Annotated in this window: 21 protein-coding genes; 1 reads left to right on the top strand and 20 read right to left on the bottom strand. The window is 58.7% G+C overall.

Translation table 11 applies throughout. The annotated features are described in order from the left end of the window. Window positions 1–6: 6 nt before the first annotated feature. The 12 genes from ACMRQN_RS04545 to ACMRQN_RS04490 all read right to left on the bottom strand — a co-directional run bounded on the left by ACMRQN_RS04545 (window position 7) and on the right by ACMRQN_RS04490 (window position 11,394). Window positions 7–447, bottom strand: a complete 441-nt coding sequence (locus tag ACMRQN_RS04545) for an FHA domain-containing protein (RefSeq protein WP_418733995.1) — start codon at window positions 445–447, stop codon at window positions 7–9. 43 nt (window positions 448–490) lie between these two features. Then, the gene (locus tag ACMRQN_RS04540) at window positions 491–1,903 is read right to left on the bottom strand and encodes a D-alanyl-D-alanine carboxypeptidase family protein (protein WP_418733994.1); all 1,413 of its coding nucleotides are present in this window, start codon (window positions 1,901–1,903) and stop codon (window positions 491–493) included. Next, window positions 1,893–2,324 carry an amino acid-binding protein gene (locus tag ACMRQN_RS04535; RefSeq protein WP_276997151.1) on the bottom strand — a complete coding sequence of 144 codons (432 nt, stop codon included), beginning with the start codon at window positions 2,322–2,324 and terminating at the stop codon, window positions 1,893–1,895. Before ACMRQN_RS04535 ends, ACMRQN_RS04540 begins: the two co-directional genes overlap by 11 nt. Then, window positions 2,324–3,631 (bottom strand): phenylacetate--CoA ligase family protein, encoded by a 1,308-nt coding sequence (locus ACMRQN_RS04530; RefSeq protein ID WP_418733993.1) that lies wholly within the window; start codon window positions 3,629–3,631, stop codon window positions 2,324–2,326. Before ACMRQN_RS04530 ends, ACMRQN_RS04535 begins: the two co-directional genes overlap by 1 nt. A gap of 171 nt (window positions 3,632–3,802) precedes the next feature. After that, window positions 3,803–4,480: a CDP-alcohol phosphatidyltransferase family protein gene (locus ACMRQN_RS04525; protein WP_418733992.1), complete on the bottom strand. Its 678-nt coding sequence runs from the start codon at window positions 4,478–4,480 to the stop codon at window positions 3,803–3,805. Window positions 4,481–4,661: 181 nt separating this feature from the next. Further along, complete coding sequence (rhaD, locus tag ACMRQN_RS04520; protein ID WP_417295269.1) at window positions 4,662–5,564, bottom strand: rhamnulose-1-phosphate aldolase; 903 nt, start codon at window positions 5,562–5,564, stop codon at window positions 4,662–4,664. Between the two features lie 191 nt (window positions 5,565–5,755). Further along, a complete protein-coding gene (locus ACMRQN_RS04515; RefSeq protein ID WP_417300559.1) occupies window positions 5,756–6,124 on the bottom strand; it encodes a 4Fe-4S dicluster domain-containing protein in 369 nt (122 codons plus the stop codon). A 6-nt stretch (window positions 6,125–6,130) separates the two neighbouring features. Then, window positions 6,131–7,219: a nickel-dependent hydrogenase large subunit gene (locus ACMRQN_RS04510; protein ID WP_418733991.1), complete on the bottom strand. Its 1,089-nt coding sequence runs from the start codon at window positions 7,217–7,219 to the stop codon at window positions 6,131–6,133. A 2-nt stretch (window positions 7,220–7,221) separates the two neighbouring features. Further along, the gene (locus ACMRQN_RS04505) at window positions 7,222–8,106 is read right to left on the bottom strand and encodes an NADH-quinone oxidoreductase subunit C (RefSeq protein ID WP_418733990.1); all 885 of its coding nucleotides are present in this window, start codon (window positions 8,104–8,106) and stop codon (window positions 7,222–7,224) included. A 5-nt stretch (window positions 8,107–8,111) separates the two neighbouring features. After that, window positions 8,112–8,555, bottom strand: a complete 444-nt coding sequence (locus ACMRQN_RS04500) for an NADH-quinone oxidoreductase subunit B family protein (RefSeq protein WP_158048566.1) — start codon at window positions 8,553–8,555, stop codon at window positions 8,112–8,114. A gap of 12 nt (window positions 8,556–8,567) precedes the next feature. Continuing rightward, window positions 8,568–9,437 carry a respiratory chain complex I subunit 1 family protein gene (locus tag ACMRQN_RS04495; protein WP_418733989.1) on the bottom strand — a complete coding sequence of 290 codons (870 nt, stop codon included), beginning with the start codon at window positions 9,435–9,437 and terminating at the stop codon, window positions 8,568–8,570. Between the two features lie 16 nt (window positions 9,438–9,453). After that, a complete protein-coding gene (locus tag ACMRQN_RS04490) occupies window positions 9,454–11,394 on the bottom strand; it encodes an NADH-quinone oxidoreductase subunit L (RefSeq protein WP_418733988.1) in 1,941 nt (646 codons plus the stop codon). An 843-nt stretch (window positions 11,395–12,237) separates the two neighbouring features. Between ACMRQN_RS04490 and ACMRQN_RS04485 the strand changes: the two genes are divergently transcribed. Next, a complete protein-coding gene (locus ACMRQN_RS04485) occupies window positions 12,238–13,245 on the top strand; it encodes a radical SAM protein (RefSeq protein ID WP_158048569.1) in 1,008 nt (335 codons plus the stop codon). An 89-nt stretch (window positions 13,246–13,334) separates the two neighbouring features. Here the strand turns inward: ACMRQN_RS04485 and ACMRQN_RS04480 are convergent, their stop codons facing one another. From ACMRQN_RS04480 to ACMRQN_RS04445, 8 genes are all read right to left on the bottom strand, one after another. Next, window positions 13,335–13,991: a DJ-1/PfpI family protein gene (locus ACMRQN_RS04480; protein ID WP_158048570.1), complete on the bottom strand. Its 657-nt coding sequence runs from the start codon at window positions 13,989–13,991 to the stop codon at window positions 13,335–13,337. Between the two features lie 73 nt (window positions 13,992–14,064). Beyond that, window positions 14,065–14,898 carry a radical SAM protein gene (locus ACMRQN_RS04475; RefSeq protein WP_418734090.1) on the bottom strand — a complete coding sequence of 278 codons (834 nt, stop codon included), beginning with the start codon at window positions 14,896–14,898 and terminating at the stop codon, window positions 14,065–14,067. 185 nt (window positions 14,899–15,083) lie between these two features. Beyond that, window positions 15,084–17,552, bottom strand: a complete 2,469-nt coding sequence (locus tag ACMRQN_RS04470; protein WP_418733987.1) for an aminotransferase class V-fold PLP-dependent enzyme — start codon at window positions 17,550–17,552, stop codon at window positions 15,084–15,086. Window positions 17,553–17,606: 54 nt separating this feature from the next. Beyond that, a complete protein-coding gene (locus tag ACMRQN_RS04465) occupies window positions 17,607–18,047 on the bottom strand; it encodes a DUF4418 family protein (RefSeq protein ID WP_418733986.1) in 441 nt (146 codons plus the stop codon). A 68-nt stretch (window positions 18,048–18,115) separates the two neighbouring features. Next, the gene (locus ACMRQN_RS04460; protein ID WP_418733985.1) at window positions 18,116–18,775 is read right to left on the bottom strand and encodes an ABC transporter ATP-binding protein; all 660 of its coding nucleotides are present in this window, start codon (window positions 18,773–18,775) and stop codon (window positions 18,116–18,118) included. 1 nt (window position 18,776) lies between these two features. Beyond that, window positions 18,777–19,949 carry an ABC transporter permease gene (locus ACMRQN_RS04455; RefSeq protein WP_418733984.1) on the bottom strand — a complete coding sequence of 391 codons (1,173 nt, stop codon included), beginning with the start codon at window positions 19,947–19,949 and terminating at the stop codon, window positions 18,777–18,779. Window positions 19,950–20,132: 183 nt separating this feature from the next. After that, window positions 20,133–21,266, bottom strand: coding sequence for an ABC transporter substrate-binding protein (locus ACMRQN_RS04450; protein WP_158048576.1), 1,134 nt, complete (start codon window positions 21,264–21,266; stop codon window positions 20,133–20,135). Window positions 21,267–21,361: 95 nt separating this feature from the next. Next, a partial coding sequence (locus ACMRQN_RS04445) for an ABC transporter permease (RefSeq protein WP_418733983.1) occupies window positions 21,362–22,092 on the bottom strand: 731 nt, incomplete at its 5' end.

The following is a 22,092-nucleotide window of genomic DNA, read 5'->3' as shown; positions in this document are numbered from 1 at the left end:
ATGCGTCTATTCCTCCCGATAGACGAGGCAGAAAGCTCCGATTTGCACCACGTCGCCCTCGTGAAGCTCGCGCGCCTCGACGTTGTCGTTGTTGACCCACACCCCGTTAAACGAGCTGTCGTCGGTAATCGTGTAGCCATCACCCGTAGGCTCGACCACGGCATGGCTGCGCGAGACCGTCATATCGTTCAAGAAGATGTCGCACTGCGGATTGCGCCCGACGCTCATCGGCGCATCGCCGAGCCTGTAGACCATTCCGATTTGGGGACCCTTGACAACTCTCAGCACGAACTGGTGTTGCGGATGGTCTGCCGCAGGCACGTCCCTTCCCTCAATGGGAAACGGCTTGAAGCTCTGCGTTGCGCCAAGCAACTTGAATCCGCAGGTCGGACACGCAGAAGCATCTGGGTTAAGAGTTGCACCGCATACGGGGCACGTTTCAGTCATAATGCTCGTCCTTCTTTCGTCTTGCATATGAAAGTGTAGCGAATCAGTACTTGGCCTTCGTCTTGTCGTTGATGAGCGGGGTGTCGTTCAAGTCAACGGACGCTGCAACGGTCTGACTCCCGGTGAAATGAGACAGAAGCCTGCCCACCCAAATACCGACAGCTTCGAGAGGATTCGGCGCCGCAACGTCCTCGCACGCGATAAGGTTGACCGTGGCAATCGTCTCGTTGTGCTGCTTGAAGACAGCGCTACCAACTTTGTCGCCCTCATGCACATTCCCGCTCACGTTGTCGAAACTCATTGTACAGCTCACGTTGCCTTTGAGCGAGAACACGTCGAGCGAGCCGTCTGGTTCGGAGAAGGTCGCTTTGATCGTCTTATCCGTCCAATCGCCATGCGCGACCTCGGCAACGACGGGAACTTCCTTGGTGGAAGAACCCCAGGACATCGTAGCCGTTTCGCTCGCATGGGCATACGAGTAGTTCACACTATTGGCGTATACCCAGTCGAAAAGCGTCTTCGCGTCCGTGAAGCGCTGCTGCTCGCTTGACGAGTTGAGCACGATTGCATATAAGTCGAGCCCATCGCGGTTGCAGGCACCCGCAAAACATTCCCCGGCGAGCGAAGTGAATCCTGTCTTTATGCCGCAAGCGCCCTCGTAGACGCCGATAAGCTCATCGGTCGATTCCAGCTCGAGCGGAGTTGCGACTCCCCCGCGCGTGACCGTGATCGTCGCCTTGTCCTTCGAGACGATATCGCGGAACGTCTGGCTTTTCATCGCGTAGGCGGACATCGTTGCCACATCGCGGGCCGTACTGTGCATATCACCCGCGTATTGGTTGAAATCGAGCCCATGGGGATTAGCGAACAGCGTGTTTGCGCACCCGAGAGCCCCCGCCTTAGCGTTCATCGCGGCAACGAATGCCGCCCGCGCGCCGCCCGCGCCGCCGAGCTTCGCGCCTACGGTATCCGCGATGGCGATAGCCGCGTCGTTGCCCGACGAGGTGAGAAGCGCCTTGATGGCGTCCTCCATCGAAAGCACGTCGCCCTCCTTGAGCGATGCCGAGGACTCGCCGATGGAGGCTGCCTCAGCGCTCACCGTCACCTGATCGGTGAGCTGGGAGTTCTCCAAGGCAACGATCGCCGTCATGATCTTGGTCACCGAGGCGATATGCGTCTGCTTGTCGGGGTCGCGCTCGAAATACACCGTACCGTTGCCGTCGATGACATAAGCGTACGTCGCATCGATGCTTGGGCACTGCGAGACGGCAAGCCCGCGCGACTCGACGGTCTCGCCAGCGACGACATCGGTTTTCGCGACGCCGGCGAAAGCGGTGGCGGGCACGAGAGTGAACGAGAGCGAGACTGCGAGAATGCAGGCGCAAAGCGCGGAAAGCGCCCGCACCCCGAAGGGGGCACGGGCGCTACGCGCGATATGACGAGAGCTAGCAATCAAGCTGGTAAACCTCTTCCGGGGATACAGTTGCGAAGCCAGCCTCTTCGAGCTTGGCCTCGATGCCTTCCGCTTCACCAATTTTCAGCACATCGATCGCCATTTCGGGATTGACGGAGAAGCAGTATCCGTACTCGATGTTGACGGACTGCTGGTCCAAAAACTCAAGCAGAGTCGCGAGTCCGCCCTTCACGTTGGGGACGCGAACGGCAAGGACCGGTGTGACCATCGCGCGATAGCCGGCCGCGCGAAGCGCCTCGGCAGCGGCATGAGGGGTATCGGCGAGGACACGGGCGACACCGAAATCGGCTGTATCGGCGAGATTCAGGGCATGCAGGTTCACGCCCGCATCGCTCAGCACGCGGCATGCAGAAGCGAGGCGACCCTTGTCGTTCTCCAGGAAAACAGTCAGCTGAGAAATCATTAGTGCTTCCCTTCTCTCAAGTCGATGACACGCTTGGCTTTGCCTTCGCTGCGCTCGATAGACTTCGGCTCGACGATCTTGATGTCAACCTTGATCTGCAGGTTGCTCTTAAGCTCGGCGCCAAGACGCGCCTTCAAGTCCTCGAGCTTGCGGATCTCGTCGATCGGGAACTCGGGCACCGTCTCGACGTTCAGCGTGACCTTGTCGAGCGGTCCATTATCGGTGAGCACAATTTGATAGTGCGCCGTGATCTCGTCGAAGCCGGTGATGATTTGCTCGATCTGCTGCGGGAACACGTTCACACCGCGGATAATCATCATATCATCAGAGCGGCCGATGATGCGGTCGATCTTGCGATGGGTGCGCCCGCATGCGCACTCCTCGTTGATGATGCGGGTGATGTCGCGCGTGCGGTAGCGCACAAGCGGGCAGCACTCGCGCGTAAGCGTGGTGAACACGAGCTCGCCATACGTGCCGTCAGGCACCGGTTGGAGCGTCTCAGGGTCGATGATCTCGGCGAAGAAATGGTCTTCTGCCAGATGCAAGCCATGGGACTCGGAGCATTCCATCGCGACGCCCGGACCCATGACCTCGGACAGGCCGTACACATCGCAGTAGCGGATGCCGAGCTTGTCGCGGATTTCCTGGCGCATGTTCTCGGAGGCAGGCTCGGCGCCGAAGATGCCGGCGGAGAGCTTGAAATCCTTTGCAGGATCATAGCCCATGCTGATAGCCGTATCGGCCAAATAAAGCGCGTAGGAAGGCGTGCAGCACAGGATGTCGGTACCGAGATCGGCCATCATTTGGATCTGGCGCTTCGTGTTGCCCGAAGAGGTCGGGATGACCGAGCAGCCAGCGGCTTCAGCGCCATAGTGTGCACCGAGACCACCTGTGAACAGGCCGTAGCCGTAGGACACCTGAACGGTCGAATCGGCGGAGCCGCCAACCATGTAGATGCCGCGGGCGAAGCAGTCGCCCCAGTTCTTGATGTCATTCGCGGTATGCCCGACGACCGTCGCCTGGCCGGTGGTGCCAGAGGATGCATGGATGCGGGCAACGTCCTTCTTCGGAACGGCGAAAAGGCCGAACGGATAAGCGTCGCGCATGTCCTGCTTGACGACGAACGGGAACTTCGCGATATCCTCGAGGCAGGTCAGGTCATCGGGCGTGACACCGGCCTCGGCGAAGGACTTCTTATAGAAATCGACATTGTCGTACGCGTGACGAATCGACTTCTTCATTCGCTCGAGCTGAAGCTCGCGCAGCTGTTCGCGCGGCATAGTCTCGATTTCTTCTTGAAAAAACACCTCAAGTCCTTCCTTATCTTACCCGGCGCATGAGCGCCCTTGCCCACGTCACCAAGCTATTGGATGCAAAATTTGACCCGATAGCTAGGGTTAACTCGTACAGTGTAGCGTTTGTGCCCACCCCGTCATAGGAAAAGGGCGGCAAAACTAGATTTCCAGCGTCCGAAAACGTTATTCGGCACGTGCCTTGCGCATTTCGCGCTTCGCAGCGGATAGCTTGAGGGCGCCCGCTGCGACGTAATAGATCGTCGTGAAAGCGCCGACGATAAGGCCTGCGTAGACAAACCAGATGCCCCACGAGTAAGGGCCGGAAGAGAAACCCGGCAGCCAAGAGAAGGGCACAACCCCCATGCCAGCAAGGACCGGCCAGTTAAGAAGGAGCGCTGCAAATCCGACGAACAAAAACGTTGTCGCCACCTTGCCAGGATAGATTACCGCAACGCGAATGCGCCACTTCTTGAGCAGATACGCCCCTCCGATAAGGAGCAGCAGATCGCGGCCAAGGACCAAGACGACAACCCAGAGCGGCAGGCGCCCGACGGCGAGCAGGCACACGACGCCTGAGATCATGAGGATGCGATCGACGGCGGGGTCAAGCAGTCGACCAAGCTTCGAGACCGTGTGCGTGCGGCGAGCGATTTGCCCGTCAATCCAGTCGGTTCCCGCCGCCACGGCGAAAAGAACCGTCGCAAGGATGTCGTAGCCGGTCAGAAGCAAAACGATGAAGCACGGAACCATGCACAGGCGAATCGTCGAAATGAGATTTGGAATGGTGAAGATGGTGTCGAGCACCTCGTCTTCCTCGGGTGTCAGGTCGTTCTTCGCGGCCTTGTCTATCATCTTCGCCATATAAGCCAAGCCCCCAGTAAATAAAGCCCCAGCGGGTCAGTCGTGTTAATTGCAGCGAGTTATTATAGCGCCCTGCTTTATCCGAAGCGAAACACTTCGCCGATTCCCCACGGAGATGTTGCTAGCACGTTTATTCGATCGCGGATTGCTCACTGTGCGCCAAAGCCCGGCTGGAAGAAACCTAGTCAAGGAACGTCTCATTTACATCCAGCCTCAAATCCCGGGCGATGGCGCGAAGCCCGTCGTCGGATATGGTGTTCGCAAAATCGCCGCCCCCGTTGAGCAGGCGCGCCCTCACATAGATATCCGCCGCCTTCTCGATGGTGTGCATGAGACCGAACGCGGAATCGAAATCGACACCCGAGCAGAACAGACCGTGCTGTGCCCAAATGACCGCATCGAAAGTCTCCATGAGCTTTGCTGTCGCCATCGCGATCTCAGATCCTCCCGGCACCATCCACGGAACTACGCCAACACCTTTCGGGAAAGCGATGATGCACTCCGTCATGACTTTCCAGAGCGCACGCGTGATAGCGCGAGCGTCGAGCGGCATCACGGAAGTGAGCGCGACCACATTGGTGGGGTGTGCATGGTAGAGGATGCGGGACGCACCTCCAGTCGCGTCCAGGCGAACCGAGTGAATCATGAAATGGGAGGGGAATTCAGAGGTAGGTCTCCCCCCGTCTTTAAGACCCCAAACTACACGGCAGGCATCGCCCGAGGCGTTAATCTCGACAATCCCCACGTTGCGAGCTATGTCGAGGGCAACGTTGCGCAGATAGCATCCCGCACCGGTCGCGGCGAAGAAGGCTCCGCGAAGGTTGTCAGCCTGAACACCGAGGGGAATCCAGTTGGACGGGTTCTCGCAGAAGAACGGACGGCAATCCGCCACTTCCCCCTCGGTCATGCGATAGGTGAGGTTCCCGCCGTTGCGCTCGTGCCAGCCTTGGTCCCAACCGTCGGCGCACAGGCGCGCAAAGCCCTTCATGAAGGGCTGTTGTTCCACGGCAACGCCCGAAACAACGCCTTTCGCCGCAGAAACTCCCTTGTCAATCATGCCTTGCGCGCTATCGAAAAAGCCCATCGTTTCACAACCTTCCCTCATTCGGACGCATCGCAACGCCGCCCTCCTCGACTGGCCCGACTATACCGCTAGATTCCGTTGCGCAACATCAGAACCGTGAATTTGGCGAAAATGAAAAGGGACCCCGCAGGGTCCCTTCAAAACGCGCATTCGAGAACCTTCGCCCAATGGACGATACGAGAACGCTGTTCTTAACTAACCTTTTTCATCGGCTTGGGATGCTCGGGAACGTCTACCGACTCGGTATACATCTCCCTCGAAGGCGCTGGCCAGCCGGGCTCCATCGATAGGCAGTGCTTCGGGCACTCGAGCACACAGGTGCCGCACTGGACGCAGCGAAACTTGTCGATAGTCCATTTGCGGTTGGGCTTCTCCACCACGATAGCCGCGCACGGGCAGCGACGCTGACAGATGCCGCACAGGATGCAAACATCGGCATCGTTGACGATATGGCCCTTAAGTCCTGCGGGGGCCTCTTTCTTTTCCACGGGGTAAAGCACAGTCTCGGGTTTTTTGAACAGCGAGCCGAGCGTCATCTTTCCCAGTTTGAATCCACCCATGTTCTACTACCTTTCCGTGCAGCTGATGCAGGGGTCGATGGTGAGGATGATGTTGTTCACATCAGCCAAATCGCAGCCTTTGAGCGCCGCGGTCATTCCTGCGAGGTTTTGCGAGGTCGGTGTGCGCATGCGCATGCGCTCGAGGTACTTCGTGCCGTTACCGCGAGCATAGTAGTAGCATTCACCGCGCGGCTGCTCGACGACGTTGGACGCCTCGGAGCCGGCAACCGGAGAGCCCTTCACAGAAACCGAGATGTCGCCCTCGGGGATCTTGGAGATCATCTCCTCGATGATGTCGATGGATTGCAGCACCTCGAGAGCGCGGACCTTGCAGCGCGCGTAGCAGTCGCCTTGGTCGTCGAGGATGGGACGGAAATCGGCGAGCTCCGCGTAACCGCCGCGGCCGAGCATGCGCACATCGTAGTTCACGTTGGAGGCGCGGGCGAAAGGACCCACCATGGATAGCGCAAGCGCGTCCTCGTGGCTCACATGCCCCACCCCGACGGTACGGTTCTTGACCGATGAATCCTTCAGGAAGGCGTTCATAATCTGGCGATAGTCGTCTTTGATGCCCTCGAGCACACGCTTGATCTCGGCGAACCGCACCGCGTCGATGTCGCGCACGACGCCGCCCACCTTCACGACCGAGAATATGACGCGGCCACCGGTCGTCTTCTCGAAGATGTCGAGCACGCGCTCGCGCAGGCGCCAACAATGCATGAACAGGCTCTCGAAGCCGAAGGCGTCGGCGGCAAGACCGAGCCAAAGGATATGTGAATGAACACGCGAGAGCTCGTGCCAGATGACGCGCAGGTACTCGGCGCGCTTGGGGATCTCGACGCCCATGAGGCTCTCGACAGTCTCCGCATAGCCCATGGAATGGCCAAACGCGCAGATGCCGCAAATTCGCTCAGCGATGAAGATGAACTGGTTGTAATCGCGGGTCTCGACGAGCTTCTCGAGGCCTCGATGGACGAAGCCGATCTGAGGAATCGCCTCGAGAACCTTCTCGTCTTCGACCACAAGATCGAGGTGAAGCGGCTCGGGCAGCACGGGGTGCTGCGGACCGAAGGGGATGACGGTTGCCTTGCCCATCGTTATTCACCGTCCTTTCCGGTATTCGCAGCACGCTCGGCGGTTTCCTTACGCGCCTTCGCATCGAGGGCGGCGCGGACCTTGGCCGCGCGCTCGGGATCGAGCTGGGCGAGCTTGGCCTCGATCTCGGCGTCGCGCTCGACGTTGGTAGAGCCGACAGCGCGCTTCGCCTCGGCGGCCTTCTTCTTGCGCTCGAGGGCCGCGCGGACTTTTGCGGCCTTCTCGGGGTCGAGATTCTCGAGTTCCGCCGCTCGGGTCTCACGCTTGCTCTTGCGAGACTGCTCCGCCTCGGCAGCCTTGGCCGCCTTCGCCGCGAACGCAGCCTTGATGCGCGCAAGCTTCTCGGGGTCGGTGCCCGCGAATCGCTCCTCGAAGTCGGTCATCTGCGCAGGGTCGATACCCGAGACCTTTGGCTTCATCTGCTTGATGGCATCGGGGTGATCGGCTGCGTACTCGGTCTCGGCCACCTTCGCGGCTCGAACGCGCTTGGCTTCCGCAGCCTTGGCGGCCTTCTCGCGGGCAGCTTTCTGAGCGGGAGAGATAATGGTCATCGGCTCGGACTGGGCAAGCTGGTAGAACTTGCCGCCGAAGTCGATGGCGATTCCCTCGATCGTGACGCCGAACAGGTCGTGGATCTCGTTCTCGAACACGAAAGCTGCGAGGAAATTGCCGGTGATGGAGGGCACGACGTCGGTCTTCTTCACGCCTTTGACCTCGTAATTGCAAAGCGCGCCGCCGTCCATCATGAACGAGTAGACCAAATCGACGCCCGCGTCGGTGTTCACCGCGAGAATCTGCACGAAGCGCGCATGCTCGCTTTTCATACGGTCGGAGAGCGCCGGCACCTCGGCCAACTTGAGCGGAATGAACTCGGAGGAGAATTCCATAGGTCCTACGCTCCCTTCTTCTGTTGCGCCATAGCCTTCGCTTTCTCATCGAGGATGCCGATCGCTTGCACGACGCCGTCGATAATCGCCTCGGGGCGGACGGCACAGCCTGGCACGTACACGTCGACGGGGATTGCCTTGTCAACGCCGCCAAGCACGTTGTAGCAGTCGTGGAAGACGCCGCCCGAGCACGCGCAGATACCGCAGGCAACGACGGCCTTCGGCTCGAGCATCTGGTCGTAAATCTCCTGGACAACCTTGATGTTCTGCTCGTTCACGCTGCCGGTGACGAGGAAGATGTCGGCATGCTTGGGGTTGCCGGTGTTGATGATGCCGAAGCGCTCGACGTCGAAGCCCGGGCAGAGCGCCGCGAGCACCTCGATGTCGCAACCGTTGCAGCTTGAGGCATCGTAGTGGATGACCCAAGGTGATTTCGAGTTGTAAGCCATAAGTGAGCCTCCTTACAGGTAGGCCAGAACGGCCACGTTCAAGCCGCCGGCGACGAGCGCGACAAGCCATGCGGACTTCAGCATGAGCTGCCACTTCACGCGGGCGAAGTTGTTATCAATCCAGATCTCGAGGAAGTACACCGCGAGAACGACGACGATTGCAAGGATGATCGAGAGCGGGTTCGACCAGATGAAAAACATCGCGACCCACCCCATGAACAGCACGTTCTCACACCAGTGCATCACTTCCACCAAGCCGAGCGTAGGGCCGCTCATCTCGGTCGTGACGCCGCGAACGATTTCCTGGTGCGCATGGTGCGACATGGAAATATCGAAGGGCGACTTGCGCAGCTTGATCGTGAGCACGAACAAGAAGCCCAGGAAGGCGAGCCATGCCGTCGTAATTGCGGGAGCATCGAGGAAGAAGACGCCAGCAACGTCGAACCACCCCGACGCCATGAAGAACGCGACGCACATGAGGTAGAGCATCGGCTCGTACGCCATCGCCTGCAGCGTCTCTCGTGCGGCGCCCACTTCAGAGTACGGCGAGCGCGAAGAATAGGCGGCCACGATGAAGAGCAGCGAGGAGAGCGTCACGAGGAACACGCTCAGAAGCAGGTTCCCGCCCGAGAAGAACACGCCGCCCGCCACCAGGGTGAAGATGAACGCGAACAGGATATACGCGTGCTCGGACGTGTTCACGGAGGCGTTTTCCTTGGAGAAAAGCTTGCGCACGTCATAATAGGGCTGCAGAAGCGGCGGCCCGACGCGTCCCTGCATGCGCGCGGAAATGATGCGGTCGAGTCCCGCGAGCAAACAGCCGATGATGGGGCCCGCAATCGCAAATGCGATGATGCCGATGACCGTAACGATGAGCGTCATGAGAAGCCTCGCCTTCCTACAACAAGCCTGGCAGCATAGCAGCCGCCCAAGCAATCGCCGCAACCATGATCACGATGCATGCGCCCGACCCGATCGGGGCGATGCGAGCCTCGCCGAAGACACCGTCGAGGTACATATTGCGCGACGTGGCCTCAACCGGAGTGGAAAGAGAGCCGCGGAACGTGCGAGCCGCGTTGTCTGACGAAGCACCCGCGAGGTAGACGTCAACCTTCTTCTGCTTCGAAGAGCGGCCAAGCCCCGCGAAGAGCATGAGGATAACGAGCACCGCGCAGATCGCAGCGATCCAGAGGTTCCCGTCGGAGATGTCCTGCCCACCGTAGTGGAACGCGGTCTGGATATAGGGAACGACGAGCCCCGACGACATGACTGGGAGCAGAACGCACGTCACGCACACAAGCCCCGCCATCAAAAGCAGCGCCGCCCATTCGGATTTATGCACCGAAAGCTCGACGTTTTGCGGCTCGCCCGCGATTCCCGAGAGCTTGCCGAGCCACTTCGCCCAGAACATGAACGTCGCGGCGGAACCGAATGCGAGCAAGATGATGAGCGCGACGTTGCCCGTTTCGACGAACGACACGAGCGTCGCCCACTTCGCGATAAGCATGCCGAAAGGCGCCACGAACATGCACATGATGCCGAGCATCATGAAGCGGGCAAGGCGAGGCATGCGCTCGAAGAGCAGATCCATGTCCTCGATGTTACGGCTGCCGATATGGTGCTCGGCGGTGCCGACGCACAGGAACAGCAGGCTCTTCGCAACTGCATGGAAGATGATGAGCAGGATTGCCGCCCAAACGGCCTCGGGGGTTCCCACGCCCGCGCATGCGGTGATGAGGCCGAGGTTCGCAATGGTGGAATACGCGAGCACGCGCTTGGCATTGCTCTGCGAGATAGCCATGAACGAGCACAGCGCGAACGTGAGGCCACCGACGAGCACCACCATCACGGAGGGCACCAAGCTCACCGCGAAGATCGGCGAGAGCTTCACGAGCAAGAACACGCCCGCCTTGACCATTGTGGAGGAATGCAGCAGAGCCGATGTCGGCGTCGGGGCGACCATTGCGCCGAGCAGCCATGTATGGAAAGGCATCTGCGCGGCCTTCGTGATGCCCGCAAACGCGAGCAAAGTGACGGGCAGCATAACGAGCGTCGGAAAGGCGCTACCGATCTCGACGAACGTCGAGAAAGAAAGCGGCAGGCCGAAAACGCCCAGGTAGACAAGGGAGAACTGGAATGCAACGCCGCCAAGAAGGTTCATCACGATCTGACGGAACGCGTTGTTGATGGCCTCTTCGGACTTCGTAAACCCGATGAGCAGGAATGAACACAGCGTGGTGACCTCCCATGCCGTGTACATCCACGCCATGTTGTCGACGAGGACGATGTTGAACATGGCAGAGAGGAACGCGAACATGATCGCGAAGAACCATGGACGGCGATCGCGCGCTTGCGGGTTCCCATGCAGCTCGTGAGCCTGGAAATCCTTCATGTAGCCGAGCGCATAGACGCAAATGCCCGAGCCGACGATGCCGATGATGAGCACCATGACCACGCCGAGCGCATCGACGCGCATCGTCGTGGAGAATTCGGCACCCGCCTGAACGGCGAACTCGAACCACAGGGCCACAACGATCTGCAGCGCGGCCAGGCCCAATGCGAGCGGGCGTTTGTAGCGGATCGCATAGCACACGACGAAGATGGCGACGGTGAGGTCGATGGCAAGGTTCACCAGAGAAAGCGGATGCCCCCATTCGGCGGGCAGAGCGAACTCATAGGTGCCAGGCCCCGCGAACACAACCGCGAACGCAATCGAGAGCAACGCGATAAGCGCGGCGAAGGCAATGGCTATCACATCGCGCGCACGGTCGTTTTTGATCGCGAGAAGCAGCAATGCCGCAACAACGGGAACGACAATGAGGGAGGCTAGCAGCTCCATGCATACTCCTTTACTTGAATAGAAACCTTCCCGCCCAAGGCGGAGGCCAAACGCCAAACGCAAGCAAGAAGGCGAACGCGAGACTCGCGTGGCGTCTACTCTAATATTAAAGAAAGGGTACGACCTGTACCTTTGGGGTGCAGGTCGAAATCAATCGGTAAAAGGGCTATCGCAGAGGTAGCAATTATCTCGCGAAAGAAAAAAGCGGGCCAGATTTCCATCTGACCCGCTTGAGAAAGCTGGTCGGGTTGGCAGGATTTGAACCTGCGACCCCTTGACCCCCAGCGGGTCAAGGGTGATTTTTGACAATATCGCCGATAACCGCAGAGACCGATAATGCCTGATGAGGCCCCGATTCGTGGATTTCAGTACTCCCACGTTATCCGCTTTCTCGATTTCATTCCCCCCGAATCCCCCCTTCCTTTTCGAATAGAGAAGCGAGCGGGGCGTACGGGAGCGGCTTCAGTATCCCCAGCTCGTGTTTTGCTGGCACTCGCAAGGTACTCAATGCAAAGCTTGTCGATGGTTTTCAGATAACCTTTCTTCAAACGCCTGCGGCTTTCGAAGAAAACCCCCTCTAATCTTTAGGGAGGCGCCAGTCGATGCAGCTATTGTTCGGCCCCCACCAATAAGTCCTTATTTCCCAAACAGCAGAGCCAGAAGAAATAAAATGGCGATTGCGGCTAAAGGCCAACGGTCAGCAATACCTAAGATGGACGACATCCTATATATGCCATTGTCCATTAATGAATCTAAGCGTATAATCGCCATACGTCTCATACAGAGAGCTGCTGTGAGCGCGCCGCAGCGGGGGCCGCTGCGGCGCTTGAGGAGGAGAAGATCATGAACCATGACGTTGCTGCCGCGATCAACAAGGCGTTGGACGGATCGGACCTTACAAAGACTGAGGTCACGCGTCTTTTTGAGATCGACGACCTGAGCGAGGAGGCTTTTGCCATCCAGCGCGCGGGGCGCTTGCTTTCCGCCGGGCTTTCGCAAGGAAAAGCGGAAATTCACGGCCAGATCGGCATCAACACCGGATCATGCCCCATGGACTGCAAGTTCTGCTCGTTCGCCGCATGTAACGGCGTCTTTCCCGATGCGAGTGTGCTTTCCGCCGAAGACGCCATCGCCGGCGTGAATTCCATGGAGCGCCAAGGCGTAAACGCCGTGTACGTCATGTCCACCGCAGACATGGACGCCGACCGGTTCCTCGAGCTATCGAGAGCCATCAAAGACGCGATGATATCCGACGTTCCGCTCATCGCGAACACTGGCGATTTCTCGCTCCAGCACGCAAATGACCTGGTAGATGCCGGTTATACGGGTGTCTACCATGCCATCCGCATGGGCGAGGGCGAGTTCACCCGCATCCCCGTCGCCCGCCGCATCAAGTCGATCGAAAACGCTCGCGAGGCGGGGCTTCAAGTGGGCATGTGCGTGGAGCCGGTCGGGCCGGAGCACTCCGTCGAGGAGCTGGTCGAGAAAACCCTGCTCACTCGAGACCTTGGGGCATGCTTTTCGGGTGCGATGCGGCGCACGAGCATCCCAACGTCGCCGCTCGCCGCGCATGGGCAGCTGAGCTACGCCCGCATGGCGACCATCGTCGCGGCCGTTGCGCTTGCCACGGGCGCTGCCGTCCCAGGAAACTGCACGCACGAGCCGAACGGGCTCGGGGTGTTCGCGGGCGCCAACTTGCTGTGGGCGGAAGTCGGGTCGAACCCTCGCGATGTCGAGGCCGAGACCGTGCGAGGCTGGACCGCCGATCGCTGCCGCGACCTGTATAGCGAATGCGGCTGGGAGGTCCTCGAGGGCCCTTCGGCCATGTTCGCGAAGACGGCGATGCGCTGATGCCGGAGGGGCGGCCCAGGCTGTCCGTCGCCGGGGGGTCACGCCAAAGGGCAGTGGGTGCTCGGCCAAAACGGCAACTTAGAGAGCGATTAGCCTGGAAGACCCTTGCGGAAACGCGCGATTTCCATTGCACCCTGCGGCCCGACCAGATGCTCGAGCATCAGCTCGACAACCTGCTCGCTGTATGCGGGGCCCGAGCATGATGCGATGCCGTTCCAGCACACAACCGGCTTCTTCACGGGGTTGACGCCCAGCTCTTTGAGCCTTCCAAAGTTGTCGTGCCTGCTGCTGAGCGAATACGTGGTTGCTTTTCCGCCCTTAAGGATACCGCTTTCTGCAACAGGAAGGACACCCACGCACATGGTTGCCACGAAAGCGCCGTTGCCGTGCATCGCCCGCACCAAAGCGCGCAGTTCCGGGCAATAGGCCTCATCGAAGCCAAAGCCATGAAATCCCCCGGGCACCACAAGCGCATCGTATGAGAGGGGGTCCACTTCCCCAATGGGGACATCTATGGGAACGGAAAGGCCGAAACGCCCGTGCGCCACCTCGTGGAAGCCTGTGCAGTCAACGGACACGTTCGGAAGATGGGCCCTGTACCCTGTCCACCCGCACATCGAGAGCGCAGCAACCGCCTCAAGGTCTTCAAACGCCTCGGGCAAGAACAGAAGAACCTTCTTGCCCTCGCTCGCGCCCTTCGGCTCGCCGGGGGCGCCGGCGTTCGCAGAAGCCATCTCGCGATTCATGATAGATCCCCTTTCCCCAGAATGCTCAGCGAGTTCGTTTTCGGCACAACGGAGGCAACGGCCCCGAAGGCGCTCACCACGCGCTAGGCTTCACGCCCCGCAAGCAATATGCCCAGGATTCATCTTGGCCTGCAACAAGCCATCCGTCTTTTTCCAGATCGCGTCGAGTTTCTCGCATGTCCCGGCGCAAGGACTCATGATGTGAGCTCCTCCCGCGCATTCGGGGGTCGGTCCCTGCATCAACCCACGCAACGCCGCCGACGCCGCCAACAGGTATGCGAGAACCGGCAGCAAGACGAATGATAGCGCCAACTTGCCTTGCTCTTGAGCGCGATGCGGGCTTTAGGCCATGTATAGAGCAGTTTTCCGCAATAGTCAGGCTGCAGCACCCTGTCCATACGGGTCGCAAGCCGATTTGCCTCTCAATAGCATCAAGCAGCTCATCTTCGGGGGCATTGCGCCATAGAGGCTCAACGCCGCTCATCAAGGCCAAGCCAGCAGCCTGGATATTCTCAATCGTCTGCACCCTTCTTCGAGGATCCAAGTCAGTCAGATAACCTTCTCCCAAGCGAACAGCATGATACGCTGCATCAGCACCTGCCTCCCGAAGCTCGATTGCCTGCTCGAGCGAGAGATCTGGGCCGTTCACCAAAAGAATCACATGGTCGTCAATGACAAGACGTGCTACCGCTACAAAGGAAAGCAGCTTCTCGAAAGGGAGCGCGGCCGTCGACATCAGCGAAATCAGATTTGCGCCCTCTTGGCTGAACAAGCGCGCGAAAGCGAGCAATGCATCCATGTCCATCACGGAGCACTCTCTGCTATTGGAGTCATTGACCTGCGCAAAAGAACAGTATCGGCAATTCCCCGGGCAACGCAGCGAGTCAAGGCCAATTTGGGCATGCACGAAAGCACGGCCGCGGCACCTCTCCCAAGCCAGCCTCTTCGCCTCCTTTACCACAAGGAGGCTCTCAGGGGATTCCTCTGGAAACGAAAGCAGCCACGCGATTTCGTCGCGGCTAAGATGCTCTCCCGAACGTGCCTGTTCGATTATTTTCAAGACGATTCGGTCCAAGAGATGCAGCCTCCCTGCTATTTGTAAGCGCAGATAACCACGCTGCCGCAAGCACCATCCACAGCTTCCCAGACACCTGCGGATTTCAGGGCCTCAACGGACTCGAGCCTTCCTTTTTTCTTTGCCTTGCCCTGCAGAACGGCGCTCGTGTAAATGCTTTTCACTTCCAAATTCACACGCGAAAATCCAAGCTCTTCAAGAAAAGTCTCGTATTCTTCCCGCGTAGACACCCCGTTGGTGCATCCCATGATTGCGCACAAATCGCGCTGGGCAGAATCTGGAATCGCTTGCCATGAGACGATGTCGGAGACCACGAATCGCCCGCCGGGGCGAAGCACGCGAAGAGTCTCAAGCATAACAGCGCGCTTATTGCTGCTAAAGTTAAGAACGCAGTTAGACAAAACAACGTCAACCGAATTGTCAGGCAGCGGAATCGACTCGATGTTTCCCTCGATGAACTCAACGTTTTCGGCGTTGGCTTCGCTTGCGTTCTTATTGGCTAGTTCTATCATCTCGGGGGTCATGTCGAGCCCATAAACATGACCCGAAGCACCCACAAGACGCGATGCGATTATGGCGTCTATGCCTCCGCCGCTTCCCAAATCAAGAACGTGCTCGCCGGCCTTGAGCTCTGCCTTCGCCACAGGGTCTCCACAGCCACGCGAAGCCGCGATCGCCGCATCGGGGAGCCCGGCTACGATGCGGTCATCATATAGCTGCACCGCTTCTCCAACATGGATATCGCACTGCGAAGCCTGCGCGGCCACCTGCGCATAATGGCGGCGAATCGAATCTTCGCGCGCAAAGGGTTCCTTTAGCGCCCGGCTGCGCGAAAGCAGTCGCACCAACAGACGCAAAGCTAAAAGCGCAGCATCAAGCTCTTCTTTTGTTGTATATGTGGCCATGCTAATGCGGCACGTCCCCGTTAAGCCCATACTGGCGTGAAGAGGCAGCGCGCAGTGGCCTCCCGCGCGAATCGCCACGCCCAACGATGCGAGGAATTTCGACACGGTAATGGGCTTGACGCCCTCAACCGTGAACGAGACCAAGCCATGAAGACCTTCTTGCGCAGTGTGGTCTCCCCACACGGTAACGCCTTCTATAGAGCGCAAGCCGTCCATCAAGTAACGGGTCATAACGCGTTCGTGCCCGCAGATGTTGTTCGGGCCCAGACCCTTCACATAGCGGATAGCCTCTGCCAAACCAATTGCCTGAGAAATCGCAGGAGTGCCCGCCTCATATTGAATGGCCAAGGGACGCAAGTAGTAGCTGCCCTCGCCCACATGGGAAATCGAGCCGCCGCCCGACATCACAGGGTCCATCTCGTTGAAAGCATCGGCCGAGATCCATAGACACCCAATGCCCATAGGGCCATAGATCTTATGCCCCGAGAAAGCGACCCGGTCAGCATCAAGCTCGTCAACGCGCATCCCGCAATGAGGCAGCCCCTGCGCTGCATCGATCAAAACTCGAGCACCAACGCTCTTGGCGCGCTTAACGAGCCGGTCTAAGGGGTTTTCAACGCCTATCACATTAGACATCTGGGAAAGGGCCACAAGCTTAGGCTTCAGGGCAAGAGCACGTTCGTAATCTGCCTCGTCGATTGAGCCATCGGAAGATAACCACACCAATTCGACGTGCGCGCCGACTCGCTGGCTCAGCAGCAGCCATGGAAGATAGTTGGAATGATGCTCTGCCAAGGTCGTCACGATAACGTCGCCGCGCTCTATGTTGTGCGACCCCCACGAAAGTGCAACCAGGTTGATGGACTCGGTCGTATTCCGCGTGAAAACCACCTCACGGCGAGAAGCACCCAGGTACTCCTCCACCGCCTGACGCGCATCGTTGAAAGAAGCGGTTGCCTGCATCGAGAGCTCATAGGCCCCTCTGTATACGTTCGCGTTTTCGTGCTTGTCAAAATCTTCCATGGCCTGCAGCACCGATGCAGGGCGCTGCGCCGTGGCGGCCGAATCCAAATAGGCCAAAGAGCGTCTGTGCTTACGGTCGTTCAACAATGGGAAATCGCGGCGCACGTTTTGCGCGAACTCGTCGGCCCAGGCTAGCTCAGAAGAATAGCCGCGGCTGTCGCATCTCTCTTTCGCTTCAGATAGCATATCGCGAGCAACATCAATCGCGAAGCCGCATTCAGGGTTTGCGGGCTCGAAATCGTCTTTCTTACGGGGATCCGCCGATAGACAGGCCAGCTCCCGAGCAGATAGAACCCCGCTTTTACCAAAAGCTTCGATTGACGGAATGCCCGCATCGTTTGCGGAAAGAAGCTCCTCGCCAAACACAACATCCTCAACGCGCAAGCGTGGCATGGCGCGAAATCCCGAACGATCCAAAGGTTTGCTCAATTCCCCAGCGTCCACCGCATCCATTATGCTGCGAGAGACCAAGATCGGGGTTCTCCGGTACCACTCTATCCACGAGGCCACGAGATGCGAAGATGGCTTCTCTTGAAGACGCCTCGAAAGCTGCGCCAAATGCTCTCCTTCTTCGTTTCTCAGATGGGAACGCCAGCAGCACGGGCTAGGTTGCTAAAGCTTCATCTTCGGGGCGTCAGCCGCTTTCGGGTCAGCCTTGACAACCTGGACAAGGGAAATCACGAGAGCGATGCCGGCGGGGACCCAAACAAACAAAGCCTTCTGATGACAGGCCATCTCCGCGCTTGCGCATATTCCAATGCCAAGCGAAGTTGTCAGCACGATTGCAGCAACAGCGCAAACTGCAACAAGGATCGACGAAACGCGACGTCCCTCTTTCGTGGAGCACACAAACGAACACAACGCGCCCACAAGCCCCACGATGCCCACTATCGCAGTTGCGACGAAGACCCAATGGCATTTCATAGGAACCATATTGCCAGCCGTCGTCTCAAGCATCTTCGTGCAACCTTCGATGAAAAGCGACGCGGCAACCATCACAAGCATGCATACGGCAATCGCGGCCGCAGCAGCTTTCCAAACGTTTTTCCTCATTGAAATCCCTTTCGTAAAGATTCGCGCATCATTAATTCAGTTTCGCCTTTTTAGAAGACATGCGCGCATCAACGCTCGACGAACGTCTTGCCCTCAAGGTGCATTACACGCTTCGCGCGCGAAGCAAGCGCCTGATCATGCGTTGCATACAGAAGGATCCCGCCCTCTTCCACGCGCGAGAACAGCGTATCCGCAACGCTTTGAGAACTCGACGAGTCGAGGTCGTTCGTCGGCTCGTCGGCGATGATGATCGGGGGATCGAGCAGCAAGGCGCGCGCAACGGAAACGCGTCGCTTCTGCCCGATGCTTAGCTGATACGGAAAATGATCCATGCGGTCGGCAAGGCCAAGATCGGTTAAAAGCGACTGCGCGCGCCGGCGCGCATCGAAGGGCATCTTGCCCGCAAAACTTGCAGGGGCGGTAACGTTCTCTATGGCACGAAGCGACCCTACGAGCTGAGTATGCTGAAACACGAAGCCGAAGGTCTCGCGCCGCAGCGCAGAGAGCTCTTTGTCTCCCATCGAATCGCTGTCTTTTCCGTCGACGATCACCGTTCCGGTCGTCGATGAGAGAAGAAGGCCCAGCATAGAGAGCAATGTAGACTTTCCCGACCCGGACGGCGAGACGAAGGCGATGGAATCGCCGGGCTCGGCAGTGAACGAAATGCCTTCCAGGATCACGTTTTCGCCGTATGTTTTGCCGAGGTTCTCGACTTTCAGATATGCCATGTTAATCGATATCCCCCTGTTGCATTGCCAACGATGGATCCAACCGCCCGACTTGACGAAGCGGCCAAACGACCGACAGGAAAGACACAAAAGCAAACAGGGCAATGATACCCAAGCAAAATACCGCAACTGCCGGAGCGCCCAAGCCCACGAAGGGGAACGCCAAAGTGTCAAGAAGCAGGGAAATGAGCGACTCATAGGCCACCGCTCCCAAAGCAAGGCCGACAACCAGTCCAATTACCACAAGGCAGCAAACCTCGCCGCCGATGAGCTTCCTGATATCTGACTTGCTTGCGCCGATTGCGCGGTACAAAGCCAGCTCGCTCTTCCTGTCCCACACGCACGAGTAGAATCGCGCGAAAATCTGAAGGAGAGTTACGACCAACATAAGCACCGCCGACCCGGCGAGAAGAACAAACACAGCCTTGAGCTGAGCCTGTGCGCGCTCTGCGGTCTCCGAATGCTCAACATAGGAAAGCTCGCGCATAAGGTTCAGCTTGGTCTCAACGCGAGTGAGCTGCTCATCGTCGATCTCGACCATGATGCAACTGACCAGCTCGGATGGATCCCCGTACATATCCCAATAGCGCTCGTTGCCATCGGTATTGCGAGATATCTCCCGTGCGGTATCGATGTCCATGACGATGGACTCGTCAAGTTCTCCGCCCGACTCGGCCATCGTGGAAACCACGTTGTACGGCTTGCCCAAGATTGAGATCTGCCCTTGCGAGATGCCGTCGACGCGACTGCCGACGACGACTTCGTTCGCACCGAGCTCGCCGGCGAACCCTTCATCCAAAAGGGGCGTTACCACGAAATCGGTGGTGAAATCGACGCCAATGAGACGCGTGGGGCTTGTCGCCGAACAGCAGGATTGGTCGAGCGTTTGGCTAAAGAACTGCCCCGTCACGCGCGTAACTCCCTCAATGTCAGAAACGGCACGCACCTCATCTTCGGTCATGTACATCGACACCGGTGCGCCCGTGAACAGAAGGTCAGCACCGGTCAAGTATTTCTCGGCATCGGCTGGAACCACCATGATGTCAGCGCCACCGCGCTCGTCCGACAACTCTATGCCCTTCGTAACGCCTCCGTAAACAAGGCCGAACGCGAGAATCAACGCCGCGCTCAGCGCGACAGATGCGATGATCGACGCCGTTTGCACTTTACGCATGCGCAAGCTGCGCAGTATCAACGAACCCAACGCCTTCCCTTTCCCTTCGTCTCTCGATTTCTCCCTCGTGCAGCGCGGCTTTCGCCCCACAAACCGTTCGCTCAAGCGGCTCGTCAAAGCAATGAGCCTTGGCGAGCCGCCCTGTGTCATCAAAAGAGATGTGCCTAATTGCGCTTACGATAACTAGATGGTGTAAATCTCACCCAACTCGGCCAAGCGAGCAGCGCAGCCCTTCGTGTCGGCCGTGTCCTTCGCGACGTCGCCGCGGAAGTCAACCACCATGTCGACAAGGCTGTCGAGGTAGGCATCGACCTTCGAAGCATCAGCAGGAGCTTCGGTGAGCACGCCCGCGTCGTAGAGCTCGCGCCAACGCTCCTTGCTCGAAGCGCGCATGTCCTTCTCGTTGCCATGGCCCCACAAGTAGTTCACGGTCAAGCCGCGCTGGATCTCGGGGAACGCGTTATCGGCATAGCCCTTCTCCATGGCCATGTCGATGGCTCGCTGGGGATCTTCGTTGATGTAGTCGCTGGCCATTGCCATCGCCTTCGTCAGCTTATCGCCCATCTCGGGGTACTTGGCGAGGTTGTTCGAATTGCAGCCGATGAAGCAGCAGTAGTACTCGCCAAGATCCTCGCAAGACGTGTAGAAGAAATGGACATCATCTTTGTTGTTCCAGCGAATAGGATAGGTGGTGGCATCGGAGCCGCACGCTGCGTCGATCTCGCCGTTCTTCAACGCATCCGCGATGGTCGAGCCGGAGTACTTCACCCATTCAATGGTGGAGGGGTCGCCGCCTTCGCGGGCGCACAGCGAGATGCACTCAGTGTATGCGGGGCCGTTCATCATGGTGGTGCCCACGCGGCGACCGGCGAGGTCTTTGCAGGATTTGATGTCGGGGTTGTTCGTGACGCCCGACCAGCAACCCACATGGATTGTGTCGAGGTGCTTCAAAGGCATGCCCTGGTAAATGGCTGGGAAGTCGCCGGGGGTCGACTCGAAGAAGTCGATCTCGTCGTTAGCGAGCAGGATGGACACGTCGCTCGTGATCAAAGTGATCTTCGGGTCGAGGCCCGCTTCCTCGAAATAGCCGTTCTCGATAGCCACGTACACGGGAAGCTCGCACGGGGAGCCGCCCCAGTAGCCGATGGTGCACGGCGTTTTGTCACTCGACGCAGCAGCAGAGCTGCTCTCCTGCTTGGCAGACTCGCCGCCGGCGCAACCAGCCACAACGCCGCCCATCGCTGCAACCGCCGCCGTAGCACCGGCAGCCTTCACGAACGAGCGACGGCTCAAGCCCTTGCTAGTACTTTCCTTCATATTGTCCCTTTCCCTTTTGTCTTCATCGATTCCCGAACCGCCCGATCTGATCGGCGGCCCTTCCTGTCATCAAACAGCGCGAAGCTGAGTGAGCACTACCAACGCACAAGGCCCTTCTGCCACCTGAGCAGCCAATTGCGCACCGCGAACATCAAAGCCGTCAGGGTGGCGAAGATGATTATCATGGCCAAAACGTAAGCGAACACTACGCCGAAGTTCGCGATGGTTCCCCATGTGCTCACGGCGAGCGCAAGGCCAGACTTGACGCCGCAAAGCTCTGCCGCCGACAGCGCCCCGAACGAACCGGCAAGGGCCATGAACAGGGCGTCGGCCAATGCGGGCGCAGCGGCCGGGATCATCACATGGGCTACGATGCGCGTTTTCGATGCCCCGAGCGTTTGAGCCCTTTCGATCAGCGCGATATCGGTGTTCTTAATGGCATTCGACAACATGAGCGTCATGGGGAACCAAGCAGCCAGCACGATCGCCGCCACCGATCCCGCATGGCTCGACCCGAACATCTTCACGAACACGGGAAGCCACACCAAACCGGGCACGGGGCCCACAATCTTCAGCAGCGGCGCAAGCCAATAGTTCGCCAAGCGCGAGCAGCCGCATAAAACGCCCGAAGCAAACCCCAAAACCAAGCCAATGCTAAGGCCCTCAAACAACAACAACAGAGACGCTTGCGCCGACTCGATCACCTTGAGGTGGTTAACCGTGAGCTGCTCGAGCACTTTGTCGGGGCTCGGGATAAACGGCAGTTTCATATACCCAGTCTTCAGCGTGGCGATATCCCAAACTTCAAGGAACACAAAGAGAAACG

Origin of the sequence: Ellagibacter sp. (assembly GCF_048412355.1) — a bacterium.
In the GTDB taxonomy this organism is placed as follows: Bacteria; Actinomycetota; Coriobacteriia; order Coriobacteriales; family Eggerthellaceae; genus Ellagibacter.
This window is presented reverse-complemented; position numbering and strand designations above follow the sequence as displayed.